The sequence below is a fragment of the Pseudoalteromonas sp. Z9A6 genome (assembly GCF_011378805.1).
Classification (GTDB): Bacteria; Pseudomonadota; Gammaproteobacteria; order Enterobacterales; family Alteromonadaceae; genus Pseudoalteromonas; species Pseudoalteromonas distincta.
The window spans coordinates 1-14,486 of record NZ_WTKZ01000031.1 but is presented as its reverse complement, the minus strand read 5'-3'; the positions used below and the strand labels follow the sequence as shown (position 1 = coordinate 14,486).

Sequence of the window (14,486 nt, the reverse complement as noted above, 5' to 3'; positions counted from 1 at the left end):
TTGAACAATAACCGCAAGTTTAATTTAAAGCGTCCACATCAGTTTTTTGGTCTGGGCTTTGGGGCAGGGCTTGCCCCTAAAGCGCCCGGTACATTTGGTACGTTTGCTGCCTTGCCATTCATTTTTATGACCATGTATTATCCGTTATGGCTGCAAATTGTATTTGCCGTTGTGATCAGTATATTTGGTATATGGGCGTGCGGTAAAACGGCTGATGATTTAGGCGTACACGATCATCCTGCTATTGTATGGGATGAAGTGGCGGGTTATTACATCACTATGATTGGCGCAGCACTTAGCTGGCAAACATTACTCGTAGGTTTTTTGTTATTTCGCTTTTTTGATATAGCAAAACCCGGCCCAATCCGTATGCTAGACAAACGAGTACATGGCGGTTTAGGTATAATGGCCGATGATATACTTGCGGGTATTTTTTCGCTTATATGTTTACAAGCGTTAATAAAAGTGGGTTTACTGTCCTTTTAATTTTAATTTTTATATTTGATTTGTTTAACTAGGTGGCAGCAATATGATGCGATTTTTACTGGTTTGTGTACTTATGTTGTGCGCGACGCCAAGTTGGGCTTCAATTACTGATTACGTAGTTAAGCAATGGAATATAAAAGATGGCCTACCGTCGCAATCACTTAAAAGTGTTGTGCAAGATCAGCAAGGCTATATGTGGCTTGGTACGCAATTTGGTTTAAGCCGTTTTGATGGTACAACATTTACAAATTACAACACGCAAAATAGTCCATTCTTGCCTAGTAATGGTGTTAATAAGCTTTTAGTCGATTCTAGTGGTTTGTTATGGGTAGGCACTAAAAGTGGCTTGGTAGTTATTAACCCAGCCACATTTGCAGCACAAGAATTTAATATTAAAGGTCCAGTAAGGGATATTCTTGAGGACTCTAAAGGTAGCATATGGATTGCGGCCAACGGCTTATACTATGTAGATAGAGGGCAAGTTGATTTACGCACTGAAGTAAATGGTCCTCTACCTATTGTTAATGCTACTGTGATCACACAAATAGTTGGCTCTGTTAGCCAAATGGCACTCTCTCCTGAAGGCATTTGGCTGGTTAATGATCGTCATTTATTGCGCCTTACAAAAAACTCATCAGATTTTTCTAAACTACGTTTAGAGCTTACCGCAAAAATATCGCTACCAGAGCGCTTAGCGCAAACCATAGTGCACGATTTATCATTTTTAAATGGTAATTTGTATATAGCTTCTGAGCTAGGTGCATACTTTTTAGATTTAGATGACGAGCTAAGACCTTTTCCTTTACCTAATGCAAATAACTCAGCCGTTTATAAGTTTATGAGTGATACCGATGGTGGCTTGTGGGTATCGACCTATGGGCGCTTATTATTCAGAGATAAAACCGGTGAGTGGCAATGGGTAGAGCCTAGCCAACTTGATCAAAGTATATGGTTTGCTGATATTTTTAGAGATGATAAAAATAACGTTTGGTTAGCAAGCTTTAGTGAAGGCTTGTGGCTTGCTCATGAAGGACGAGTCGAAAGGCATTCAGCAGTTTCAAACATGACCGAATCTGTTATGGCTATTAGCCAAGCACCCGATGGTAAACTGTGGGTTGCGAATAAAAGCGGCATTGGTTATTTCGATTTAGATAAAAGTTTTATTAATTTAGTCCCAAGTAGTAAATATGGGTACGCGTCAGTACATGATCTACAATTTGATGGTGAGCGATTATATATAGCCACAGGGCGCGGCTTATTTGTTTTTGAAAACAAGACACTTTACACCGTCCCTGGTCGAGCACTTCGCGATAATCCGGTATTTGCAATAAGTCGCTCTAGTAAAGGCGGCTTTTGGATTGGTACCGGACGCGGTTTATATCGATTAAATTATGCTGGTTTAACGCCTTTTGCCTATAACGCTTTTTTAGGTAGTAAGTTTATTACCTACGTATTAGATAAAACAAACTTTGGTGTGATTGGTACTAGTAAGGGCGCATATTACTTTACAGACCGTGGCATTGAAAAAATTGGCGACCAAACAACACTTGAAAGCGCATACGTTACTAGCGTGCTACATATAGATGGCGTGGGTATTTTAATCGGCTCTCTTAACGACGGGCTTTTTTACAGAAGTACGCAAGGGCAATGGCGTCAGCTCGATGCAGCTAATGGTTTACCGTATGGTTCTATATTTAGCCTAGAATATGATGAAAAGTTAAAGCATGTTTGGGTAAGCACCATGAAAGGTGTTTACAGAATGCCTGTAGAGCAATTTAAAACAGAAATAAAAAGCCTAAAAGTTGAAGAAGTAATTTCATCTTTTGACCGTCAACTCGATGGTAAAGCGAATCAATGTTGTAGCGGACTTGGGCATGATGCGGTAGCAGACACCGGAAATTCTATTTGGTACCCAAGCTTACAAGGTGTTGTTGAAATACCTAAAAATGTAGAGCTATTTGGCGTGCTTGCATTAAAGCCAACAATAGAGACAATAACAACGCCACTTCGTCATTTAACTACCGCTGCGCTTGGTAAAAAACCATCATTAGAAACAGACGAGCGTGATATAACGCTAACTTACACAGCTATTGATTACTATGCACCAAACAGCATTGAATTTAGATATAAACTAAGTGGCTTAGATAGTGACTGGCGCTATGCAAATACGCGACGTGAAGCTATTTATACTAACTTGCCTCCTGGCTCGTTTTTGTTTCAATTAGAAGCTAAGCGCCAAGGTGAAGACTGGGCTAAAGCGCAAGATGTAGAATACGGTTTTTTAGTGCCTGAGCGCTTTGACGAAACAATTTACTTTAGGCTTTTAATTACCAGTGGTTTTATTTTGCTTTTTTATCTCATTTTTTGGGTGTTTAGAGCACAAGAACGCAGAAAACAAGAAGCATTAGAGGGCTTAATCACTGAGCGTACCTTAGAGCTTCGCCAAGCTAATGATAAATTAGGCCAAGTGAATTCACAGCTTAAATTAGTGAGTCACTCAGATGAGCTAACAGGGCTACGTAGTCGCCGCTTTTTGTTTGATCAACTCCCTAAAGATATTGAGCACTTTCAACGTAATTCACAGTCGCTGCAGGCACAAGGTAAGTCACTGGTGCTGGTAATTATTAACTTTGATAACTTCAGCCGTATTAACGATGCGTATGGCCCAATTGCAGGTGATAGCTGCTTACAGCAAATGGCTGCATTGTTAAATTCGCGTACGCAGGGTTCTGACTATGTGGCACGTTGGAGTGGTGATGAGTTTTTATTATTATTACGTGACTTTAAATGCAATAAAATAGACAGCTATGCTTCAGAACTTTGTAAAGTAATAGCGGCTAATTCGTTCCAATTACCAAATGGAAAAACAACTAATATCACGGCATCAATTGGTTGGTCATTTTATCCATTACCTTTATTAGGCGGGCAGGTAATTAGCTGGGAAACCTCTATTAACTTGGCCGATATAGCACTGCATCAAGTTAAAAAGCGCGGTGGTGATGGTGTGGCTAATATTACGTTTGATGATCAGCTCGATGCATTTGAGTTTGAACAAAACTCTAATGTTGATCAACAGTTAGGTATTTTGCAAAGTAATGGCCTAGCTGATATTAAAGTGTGGATGCGTTGATGAGCAATATTTGACATTAAAAAAGGAGCCTAGGCTCCTTTTTTAATGTGCTCTGCATTTAAATGTATAGAAGTTAATTAATAAACGTTTTAATCGCGTTTAATATTCCTTGCTCGCCTAATCCCATTTCATCGTGCATTTCATCTTGCGTGCCGTGTTTAATAAACTCATCAGGAATACCTAAGTTAAGGATATTAATATCAGCCTTTTGCGTTGCCAAGTATTCATTAACTGCAGAGCCGGCACCGCCAGCAATAGCATTATCTTCAAGGGTTACAATTACATCGTGGCTAGTAGCAAGCTCATTTAAAAGTGCAGTATCAAGTGGTTTAATAAAACGCATATTAACAAGCGTTGCATCTAATTCGTTAGCTGCAAGCTGGGCGTTTTCAAGTAATGTACCGAACGATAAAATGGCAATTTTACTGCCTTTCTTAATTGTATCTGCCTTACCTATTTCAAGCAGTTGCATAGTGCTTTCAATGTCTGCAGTACCTGCGCTACCTCGAGGGTAACGAACTGCAACAGGGCAGTTTGCTTTATAACCGGTGTATAGCATTTGGCGGCATTCGTTGGTGTCGCTTGGTGCCATAATTACCATATTTGGAATACAGCGCATAAAGCTTAAATCGTACGCACCTTGGTGAGTTTCACCATCGGCTCCAACAATACCAGCGCGGTCAATGGCAAATAATACAGGTAAGTTTTGCAGTGCAACATCATGTATTAATTGGTCATACGCACGTTGTAAAAAGCTCGAGTAAATAGCAACAACAGGTTTTAAACCTTCACAAGCAAAACCAGCCGCTAAAGTAACAGCATGCTGCTCTGCAATGGCCACATCAAAGTATTGATCTGGAAACTCCTTAGAAAAACGTACCATGCCAGAGCCTTCACGCATTGCTGGCGTAATGGCCATTAACTTGCTGTCTTGCTTTGCCATGTCGCATAACCAATCGCCAAAAACTTTTGAAAAAGTAGCAGCGCTAGGTTTAGATTTAGGCAGGCTAGTTGTGCTTGGATCGAATTTTGGTACACCATGGTAGCCAATAGGATCGGCTTCAGCCGGTTTGTAGCCCTTACCTTTTTGGGTTTTTATATGTAAAAGCTGTGGGCCTTTTAAATTACGCATATTACGTAATGTATCTACAAGCATGTTTACATCGTGACCATCAATTGGGCCTATGTAATTTAGGCCTAATTCTTCAAAGAAGGTTCCCGGGATCATCATGCCCTTAATGTGCTCTTCCATTTTACTGGCAAGTTGTTTTACCGGAGGCACACCTGAGAGTAACTTTTTACTGCCTTCACGAATGTTAGTATAAAAGCTACCTGATAAAATTCGGGCAAAGTGATTTGTTAATGCGCCAACATTTTCAGAAATCGACATTTCGTTATCATTTAAAATAATAAGCATGTCTGATTTTACATCACCTAAATGATTCATCGCTTCAAATGCCATGCCTGCGGTGATAGCTCCGTCACCAATAATGGCTACAGATTTTCGACCTTTGCCTTCTTTTTGGGCGGCAATAGACATACCTAAGGCAGCTGAAATAGAGGTGCTTGAATGGCCTACGCTAAACGTATCGTATTGGCTTTCATCGCGAAAAGGAAAAGGGTGCAAACCGTCTTTTTGGCGAATAGTGTGCATTTGGTCGCGACGACCTGTAAGGATTTTATGTGGATAAGCTTGGTGACCCACATCCCAAACTAGGCGATCGTCTGGAGTGTTATAAACATAATGTAGCGCAACGGTTAGTTCAACCGTCCCTAAACCAGACGCTAGATGACCGCTACTTTGCGATACTGAGTTGAGTAAATAATCGCGCAGCTCATTGCTAAATGCAGGGAGTTTGTCTTGCGCTAAGTCACGCAATTGGGCTGGCTCGTCAACCAAATTAAGTAATGGATACTTGCTACTATCAAGTGTCATGGTTTTATATATATCCTTCGCTAACATTAATTCATTCAAAGCTTTTACGAATAATTAATGTTGAGTAATAATGTCAGTGCTAATTGCAATACGTATGAGCAAAAATTAGTGGTCACGCTCAATTAGGTAATTTGCTAGCGACGCAAGAAGTGTTGTGTCAGCATCTATATTTGCCAACGCTTCATGGGCTTGTTGTATTAAATTTTGCGCCTTTTCTTTAGCGCCTAGCATACCTAATAACGCCGGATATGTCGCTTTATTCGCGGCAATATCGGAGCCTTGTGGTTTACCTAAAGTAACCGTATCGCCTTCAACATCTAAAATGTCGTCGTGTACTTGAAACGCCAGCCCTATAGCATACCCAAAAATGCTTAAATTTTCTAAGGTTTGTTGATCTGCCTTTTCACTGCACAGTGCACCAAGTGTAATTGCACAATTAATTAAAGCTCCGGTTTTTAGCTTATGTATTCGCTCAAGCTCTTGTACGGTAATTACTTTATCTGTTGCTGCTATATCAAGACCTTGTCCGCCTACCATGCCCTCAAGGCCTGATGCGTGGGCAAGCGTAGCAATCATTTTTACTTGTGTTTGCGACGAGCATGTAAATTTGTGATTCGCAATAAGCTCAAAGGCGAGTGTTTGTAGGGCATCACCAGCTAAAATTGCATTTGCCTCGCCAAATTCTATATGGCAAGTAGGGCGGCCACGGCGTAAGTCGTCATCGTCCATAGCAGGCAAATCATCATGAACTAGCGAATAGCTATGGATACACTCAATTGCAGCAGCAAGTACATGTAAGTCTTGCTGGTTTGCACCGAGCATTTTACCTGTGGCATAAACTAAAAATGGACGTAATCTTTTACCGCCATTAAATAATCCATACTGGGTGGCGTTCTTTACCGTTTCTTCAGTATCGAGAGGCTGTTTAAAATGCTGCTGTAAGGTCGCTACTACATCTTTTTGAGCACGTTCGATATAATTATTTATGCTCACAGCTATTCCATATCATTATCAAAATTCGTAAGAACTGACTTTTCGCCATTACCCATCAAAATTGATACTTTTTGTTCTGCTTGCTGTAATTTACCTGATGAAGCACTTGCTAATGCAATTCCACGCTCAAATTGCTTTAACGATTGCTCAAGCGATAAGTCACCTTGTTCCATGTCACTAACGATTGTAGATAATTCTTCTAGTGCTTGTTCGAAACTTAAGTTTTCAGGTTTTTTAGTCGCCATCTTTATTTCAGCTTACATAATAAATTTAGGGTTAATTTTAGGGGGAATGCTAAACTAGGTCAAAGGATGATATTGGTTTTTTACCTTTATAACGTTAAATTATATTTCAAGTGTATTAATAAAGCCTTAATAGCGGTCTGTTAGTTTAATAAATCAATTGATAATTAGGTAGCCCTTATAACTTGATCTAAAATAGTGCTAAAGGCTGCTTTTTATGTTTATTTATAAAAATGGCTTAAGCAATTCAATATGTTGCCGATAAGCAGTTAATAATAAAAGTTTATGATAAGGCCATTAAGCATGAAACTTCTGGAGGAAATGTGGATTTAGCAACCATAATCGGGATCCTAGGCGCAATTGGCTTAATTGTCATGTCTATGTTTATGAGTAGTAGCGGTGAAATGGCTATGTTTGCCGATGCTCCTTCTAGTGTAATTGTATTTGGTGGTTCACTTTTCATTGTTTTATCAAATTTCACCATGTCGCAGTTTTTGGGTATAGGTAAAGTTGTTGCTAAAGCGTTTATGTTTAAAATTGAAACGCCAGAAGAACTTATTGAAAAAGCAGTAGAACTTGCTGATTCAGCTCGTAAAGGGGGGTTTTTAGCACTCGAAGAAGCTGAAATCCCAAATCCATTTATGCGCAAAGGCGTCGACATGCTTGTTGATGGCCATGACGCAGATGTTGTTCGCGCCACACTTCAAAAAGACATCTCTTTAACCACTACTCGACATGAAATGGGCGCAGGCTTATTTAAGTCATTAGCCGATATTGCACCAGCAATGGGAATGATTGGTACTCTAATTGGCTTAGTTGCAATGTTATCTAACATGGATGACCCAAAAGCAATTGGCCCGGCAATGGCGGTAGCGCTTTTAACAACTTTATATGGTGCGTTTTTAGCCAATGTTGTGGCAATTCCTATTCAGGTAAAACTTGAACTGCGTAAAGACGAAGAAGCTATGAATCAGCGTTTAATTTTAGATGCTATTTTAGGTATACAAGATGGCCAAAATCCAAAAGTAATCGAAGGTATTTTGAAAAATTACTTAGCTGAATCTAAACGCAAAGTAGATACCGAGGAGTAATTATGTCTGATCAAGAGTGCAAATGCCCACCACCAGGCCTACCAGCATGGATGGGAACGTTTGCCGATTTAATGTCACTTTTAATGTGCTTTTTTGTACTCTTGCTTGCGTTTTCAGAAATGGATGTACTTAAGTTTAAACAAATTGCGGGCTCTATGAAGTTTGCTTTTGGTGTGCAGAATAAAATTGAAGTAAAAGATATCCCTAAAGGTACCTCTGTTATTGCTATGGAGTTTACCCCAGGCAAACCAGAACCCACTCCAATAGAAACTATTCAACAACAAACAGTAGAAATGACTCAACAAATGTTAGAGTTTCAGGCTGGAGATGAAAGCTCAGCTGGCGGCAGACAAGAACAACGCGGGGACAAACGTGGTGGCGAATCTCGTAGTACTTCTCAAGAGCAATCGTCAGAGCAAGCAACTTCAGCGGCCGATCAGGAACAAACTAACGAGCTCGTTAAAAAAATCGCGCAGCAGCTTGAAAAGCAAATAATAGATGGTGCAATTGAGCTTGAATCTTTAGGGCAGCAAATAATTATTCGTATTAGAGAGAATGGTTCATTTCCTTCGGGTAGTGCATTTTTACAACCTAAGTTTAAACCCATAATTCAAGGTATTGGTGTGCTGTTAAAAGATGTACCTGGCGAAATTACTGTATCTGGCCATACCGACGATTTTCAGGTATCGAATGAGTTATATATTAACAACTGGGACTTATCGTCAAAGCGTGCTGTAGCAGTAGCAAGCGAGCTGCAAACGGTGCAAGGGTTTGATAAAAACCGCATGATGGTAGTGGGTCGGGCTGATACCCGTCCACTTGTTCCAAACGATTCAAATGAAGATCGCCGCAGGAATCGCCGAGTAGAAATATCTATATTACAAGGTAAAGCAAAAGAGTCAGCGCCTATTGATGTACGTTAAGCTATTGCTTGGTATTATATCTCACTACTTTTTGTTTTAATTTAGGGTACTTAATTGCCTAAGCATCTTGGCAATTTCATCATTTTAGCTTACAGTACATTTCCTTAACATATGTAATGGAATGCCCGTGAATAAAAAATATAAGTATAGCGATATGCCTGGAAATGGTACTGGCGGAGATGACGATAAGACGAAAGAATAACAATGCCTTTATGGGTTGATAAGGTAATTACATTTCTTGAACTTAGCTGGGTTTTATTTTTAATCCCAGCTATTGTTGTTTTCTATTTGCGTAAAGATTTTTTAGCATTACGATTTGTATGTGTCACAGGTGTATTTTTCTTATTTGGTGCACTTATATACGATTCTTTAAAAGAGTTTGATAAAGATATTTATATATATAGATATCTTGTCTGGGCGTTTAATGACATAGCTTGGATGGCTTTAATTGCCTATCTTGGGATAAAAGATAAAGTTTATTTATGGCAATGTGTGTTAGGTCAGTTGGTTGTTATAATGGCACCAATTTTACAACTTTTTCGCGTTGTTGATCGCCACCTTTGGGATTTATCTTATAGCACGTTAATGTATAAAACGCTTTTACCTTTAATTAATACGCTCACCGTAGTGGTGTGTTATCTTCCGCTAATTTATATTGTAATTAAAAATAATAAGACAGTAACTGGTAATAATCATAAAAAAGCCCCTCCTTTAAAATAGCTGTGCTAAACTACTGTTTATATGAACAGTGGTGAGCAAGCTATGAAACTCTACATTGCAGAAAAACCTTCACTAGGACGCGCTATTGCTGATGCGTTACCAAAACCACATAAAAAACACGATGGCTATATAGAAGTCGCTAACGGAGATTGTGTCTCGTGGTGTATAGGGCATTTACTAGAACAAGCAGAGCCCGATGATTACGATGAGCGCTTTAAAAAGTGGCAGTTTGATCACTTGCCTATAATACCTGAGCAGTGGAAGTTAAAAGCCAAAACCAAAACTCGCAAACAGCTCACTGTTTTAAAAAAATTAATTAAACAAGCCTCGCAACTTATTCACGCTGGCGATCCAGACCGTGAAGGCCAGCTTCTGGTCGACCAAGTAATAGAAGAAGCTAAAATAAGTCAGGCTAAAAAGCAAAGTACGCAACGTTTACTCATTAGTGATTTAAACTTATCGGCGGTAAAGAAATCATTGGGCACAATGCGTTCTAATCGAGATTTTATTCCGCTAAGTGTATCTGCTTTAGCGCGCTCTCGTGCTGATTGGCTATTTGGTATGAATTTAACACGTGCATACACACTAGCTGGGCAAAAAGCAGGGTTTGGTAATGTGCTTTCGGTAGGGCGAGTACAAACCCCTATTTTAGGTCTTGTTGTTAATAGAGATAACGAAGTAGCGAACTTTGTATCTAAGCCTTTTTACGATGTATTGGCGCATTTGCTTACTCCAGATAATCAACCATTCATAGCTAAGTGGGTTCCAAGCAAAGCATGTGAGCCACATCAAGATGAAGAAGGGCGAATACTTAACAAAGCTCTTGCAGAAAATGTTGCTTCACGCATTACAAAGCAAAGTGCTGAGCTTACTTCACTCGACCAAAAACAAAAAAAGCAAAGTGCTCCATTACCTTATAATTTATCTGCTCTGCAAATAGATGCCGCTAAAGCATTTGGTATGCCAGCTCAAAAAGTATTGGATATTTGCCAAATACTTTACGAACGTCATAAACTAATTACTTACCCACGCTCAGATAATCGTTATTTACCCAAAGATCACCATCAAGAAGCATCTGCTATTTTAAAGGCAATAAGTGCAAATGGGGGGCAAGGCAGTGAATTAGTAAACGGGGCTGATGAAAAAAAGCGTAGTAAATGTTTTAACGATTCAAAAGTAGCTGCCCATCATGCCATTGTACCTACGGCTAAGCAGTTAAAGTCAGCGAGTTTGAGCGGTGACGAAGCAAAGGTATATCAATTAATAAGCCGTCATTACTTAATTCAGTTTTATCCCGACTATATATATAACGAAACTAAAGCTGAGGTAATTATTGCTGGTGGGCTTTTTAAGGCAAATGCAAAGCAAGATGTAAGCTTGGGTTTTAAGGTGTTAATGGGTAAATCTGAATTAAAAGATGAAGCCTCGCTACCTCCTTTAACAAAAGGTATGCCTCTTTTTTGCGATAAAGGCGAAGTAGTCGAAAAGCATACATCACCCCCTGCTTATTTTACCGATGCCACATTATTGGCTGCGATGACGGGCATTAGCCGTTATGTTAAAGATCCACAAATTAAAAAGGTATTAAAAGACACTGATGGTTTAGGTACGGAGGCAACACGTGCGGGAATAATCGAGTTGCTATTTAAGCGGCGTTTTTTAAAACGTGAAGGTAAGTCAATTAGAGCGACCGAAACGGGACTTGCTCTTATTAGCGTATTACCACAAGGTTTAGCGAGTCCTGATTTAACCGCAAAATGGGAGTCGAGCTTAGGTGATATTGCACAGCAGGCAATGAGTTATCAGCAATTTTTACAGCCTTTACTTGCTGACCTAAATGGGTTTGTTCAATTAGCAGCAAACTGCGATAGTAATGCATTTGCGAAGTTACCAAAAACCTCACCTAAAAAACGTTTTGCTAAACGAGGTGGAAAAGCGACCTTTAAAAAGTCGAGTTATAAAAAAAACTCTGTTGCTAGTTAGCAACAGAGCCATTTTATTAAACCATATTGCTTAATGTTGAATTGGTATTACTTAACCTAAACTCAGGTTACTTATTAAATAAGGCAACAGCAGCGTTACTCATTGCTTTTATTCCAGTAGGAATAGCAACTTTATAATCTGGTGCAAATTTACTAGAGTGTAGAGAAGGGAGTACCTCACCTGTTTTTATTGAATCTGCATATTGTGCTTGGTTTACGCCTTCTAGCCAAAAGAGGGTAATAGGGATATTTTCATCGGTGCGTCCGTATAGGCCAAAATCTTCACCCGCCATTACAGCCTGTGTTTCAAGTACATTAGTATCGCCAATTGCGCTGGCAATAGGGTTTCTAACAATGTCTGTTTGTGCAGGGTTATTATAAGTAGATGGAATAGATTCATCTTCATGTACATATATTACAGGGTAGTTAGATTCATTTAAGCCAGCACTTTGTGCAATACCTGCGGTGATTCGTTTTATTGCTGCTATTTGAGCGCTTCTTACATCGGGGTTATAGCTTCTAAGAGTGAGTTGTAGTTTTACTTCATCCGAAATCACATTATGTTTTGAACCACCATGAATAGACCCCACAGTAATAACAGAAGGCTCAAGCGGTGAAAGCTCTCGGCTTGTGATTGTTTGCAAAGCAAGTACAGTGCGTGCAGCTATAACCACTGGGTCTATAGTTGTATGCGGATAAGCACCATGACCACCTTTACCTTTAATTGTAATATCGACAGAATCTACACTTGCCATCGTGTATTCATTTTTCATTGATACCTTACCAGCGGGGACGCTAGCGCTTACATGTAAAGCAATTATATGATCAGGTTTTGCATATTTACTAAATAGTCCTTCGCTTAACATCGCTTTAGCACCCCCACCTACTTCTTCTGCAGGCTGTGCAACCATCATTAATGTACCTTGCCACTGTTTTTTATGAGCAATTAACTGCTCTGCAGTTCCAATAAAAGAGCTCATGTGGATATCGTGGCCACAGCCGTGCATTACACCTACTTTTGCACCGTGCTCGTCTATTACTTTGACTTTTGAGGCATAGGATTTTCCTGTTTACTCAATAATAGGTAAGCCATCAGTATCAGTGCGGATCATCACGGTTGGACCGTTTCCGTTTTTGTAAATGCCGACAACACCAAACCCACCTACATTACTTGTTACTTTAAAACCCAGCTGAGTTAATCTATCTGCTAATTTTTTACCTGTTTTTTGTTCGTGATAAGAGAGCTCTGGGGATTGGTGTAAGTCGAGGTAAAACTTTTCAATAGCTGGCATGGCTTTGCTTAAATTCAAATCGAGTCCATTTGCTTGTACTAATGGGCTTGCTAATAAAAGTATTGCACTTAGGTAAGTTAATTTCATATTTTCCCTTATTGTTGAATATGTATACCGAGTGATTTAGGTATATGACTTGTAATTATTATGTTCACCACCATATAAAAACCTAAATAGACGAATATGGCAATCAATTCAATGAGCAACATAGTTAGTATTAATGCGCAAAACCTTCAACAAGTACTCGGTGAAACATCACAACAAAAATTGGTGTTGCTTAACTTTTTCTCTCCTCAAAGTCCTGACTGCATCGGACAGGCTGCAATTTTAGATAAAGTAGCAGCAGAATATGCAAGCTATATAGTAGTAGCAAACCTAGATTGCGATGCAGAACAAGCACTCGCTTCTCAACTTGCGCAACAAGTTGGTCTGCAAACACTGCCTACGCTTGTATTATTAAAAGACTCCGCACCAGTAGATTTACTTGCAGGTGTTCAAAGCGAAGCACAAATACGCGAAGCCCTAGCAAAGCATTTACCTGCGCAACAAGACTTACTGTTAGAACAAGCAAAGCAAGCGTTATTAAAGTCAGATTTAAATGCTGCATTTAATTATGCAAAGCAAGCTTATGAAATAGACAGCGGTAATGCACGTATCAAGTTAGTGCTAGCAGACATATGTATTCAAATTCACAAGGTAGATGAAGCGCAAGCGCTTATAAATACAATAGGTGCACAAGAGCAAGATGCTTACTTTAATAATATTAAAGCAAAATGCGAAGCCGCGCTTGAAGCAAAAGACTCACCAGAGATTAAAGAAAAGCAACAACAAGTAGAAAAGTATCCAAATGACTTAGAACTAAAAGAAGAGCTCAGTATTTTACTTAATGAAGCAGGCAGAAAAGAAGAGGCATTGGATGTACTGTTTACAGTTCTACAAAAAGATCTGAACTTCAACGAAGCAAAACCAAGCTTTTTAGCCATTATTGCCTCTTTACCTGATGGCGACGCACTCGCAGCTAAGTATCGCCGCAAGTTATATAGTATTTTATACTAGGGTCTGTTGCTCTTTGCGGATTAAAATTTGTTCAAACTAGGGGGGGTTAATCGCGGCGCGAGATTTGTAACCTAGTGGGCTAAGTAAAAACCGAGTAACAAAGAGTAAATAGCCCCTAGGAAGAACCCTTTAGGCAGCGCCTGTTTGGCATTAATGCTACGTTATCGCCTATTTATGGGGTAACCACACTACATAGGCTCTGCCTTGCCTGAATACCAAACAGGCTGCTGCAAATTTAACCTTGAAAGATAAACAGACCCTAGATTCTAATAACTATTACTTTTGAGAAGCACCTACATAAGGTGCTTTTTGCATTTTTAAGGTTTTAATTAATAGCTTTAGTATGGTTTATCTATGTAAAAACAAGAGTTATCAACAGGGTTTTGTGGGTAACTTGTGTTTATCGTGTGCGCTTGCTTGGGGCTTAATTTTAATTACTATTTTATGCAAATAACGCTTGCGTAAAATCCGCCGCTCCCTATAATGCGACCCCACTGAGACGGGATATGGCGACGCGCAGCGGACAACGCATAGCGAGGCACGAACTGCTCAGAGAGTTAAATAAAACTTCGGTTTTAAATCTTCCAAAAGAAAGTTTAAAACAAAGTGTTGACTCGAAAAATAAAGGGTGTATT

General features: G+C 39.5%; 10 protein-coding genes and 1 pseudogene. 7 read left to right on the top strand and 4 right to left on the bottom strand.

Going from position 1 to position 14,486, the window contains the following annotated elements; all coding sequences use genetic code 11:
• Both GQR53_RS12420 and GQR53_RS12415 read left to right on the top strand, forming a co-directional pair.
• Window positions 1–486: phosphatidylglycerophosphatase A (locus GQR53_RS12420; RefSeq protein ID WP_240917467.1), on the top strand; the 486-nt coding region annotated here is incomplete at its 5' end.
• 43 nt (window positions 487–529) lie between these two features.
• Entirely contained in the window at window positions 530–3,616 is a 3,087-nt protein-coding gene (locus GQR53_RS12415) for a ligand-binding sensor domain-containing diguanylate cyclase (RefSeq protein ID WP_165744062.1), read from the top strand.
• A gap of 73 nt (window positions 3,617–3,689) precedes the next feature.
• Here the strand turns inward: GQR53_RS12415 and dxs are convergent, their stop codons facing one another.
• From dxs to GQR53_RS12400, 3 genes are all read right to left on the bottom strand, one after another.
• Window positions 3,690–5,552, bottom strand: coding sequence for a 1-deoxy-D-xylulose-5-phosphate synthase (gene dxs, locus GQR53_RS12410; RefSeq protein WP_165744061.1), 1,863 nt, complete (start codon window positions 5,550–5,552; stop codon window positions 3,690–3,692).
• Between the two features lie 105 nt (window positions 5,553–5,657).
• Window positions 5,658–6,545 (bottom strand): (2E,6E)-farnesyl diphosphate synthase, encoded by an 888-nt coding sequence (gene ispA / locus GQR53_RS12405; RefSeq protein WP_039490432.1) that lies wholly within the window; start codon window positions 6,543–6,545, stop codon window positions 5,658–5,660.
• Between the two features lie 2 nt (window positions 6,546–6,547).
• Entirely contained in the window at window positions 6,548–6,790 is a 243-nt protein-coding gene (locus tag GQR53_RS12400; RefSeq protein ID WP_002961738.1) for an exodeoxyribonuclease VII small subunit, read from the bottom strand.
• A gap of 320 nt (window positions 6,791–7,110) precedes the next feature.
• Between GQR53_RS12400 and pomA the strand changes: the two genes are divergently transcribed.
• The 4 genes from pomA to GQR53_RS12380 all read left to right on the top strand — a co-directional run bounded on the left by pomA (window position 7,111) and on the right by GQR53_RS12380 (window position 11,504).
• Entirely contained in the window at window positions 7,111–7,878 is a 768-nt protein-coding gene (gene pomA, locus GQR53_RS12395) for a flagellar motor protein PomA (RefSeq protein ID WP_024597197.1), read from the top strand.
• 2 nt (window positions 7,879–7,880) lie between these two features.
• On the top strand, window positions 7,881–8,801 hold the full coding sequence (locus GQR53_RS12390; RefSeq protein ID WP_165744060.1) for a flagellar motor protein MotB: 921 nt from the start codon (window positions 7,881–7,883) through the stop codon (window positions 8,799–8,801).
• A gap of 204 nt (window positions 8,802–9,005) precedes the next feature.
• Window positions 9,006–9,521 carry a hypothetical protein gene (locus tag GQR53_RS12385; protein ID WP_024603830.1) on the top strand — a complete coding sequence of 172 codons (516 nt, stop codon included), beginning with the start codon at window positions 9,006–9,008 and terminating at the stop codon, window positions 9,519–9,521.
• A 42-nt stretch (window positions 9,522–9,563) separates the two neighbouring features.
• A complete protein-coding gene (locus tag GQR53_RS12380; protein WP_165744059.1) occupies window positions 9,564–11,504 on the top strand; it encodes a DNA topoisomerase III in 1,941 nt (646 codons plus the stop codon).
• A gap of 67 nt (window positions 11,505–11,571) precedes the next feature.
• Here GQR53_RS12380 and GQR53_RS12375 read toward each other — a convergent pair.
• Window positions 11,572–12,882 (bottom strand): annotated as a pseudogene (locus GQR53_RS12375) (amidohydrolase).
• Window positions 12,883–12,993: 111 nt separating this feature from the next.
• Between GQR53_RS12375 and GQR53_RS12370 the strand changes: the two are divergent.
• Window positions 12,994–13,851: a tetratricopeptide repeat protein gene (locus tag GQR53_RS12370; protein ID WP_165744058.1), complete on the top strand. Its 858-nt coding sequence runs from the start codon at window positions 12,994–12,996 to the stop codon at window positions 13,849–13,851.
• Window positions 13,852–14,486: the final 635 nt, after the last annotated feature.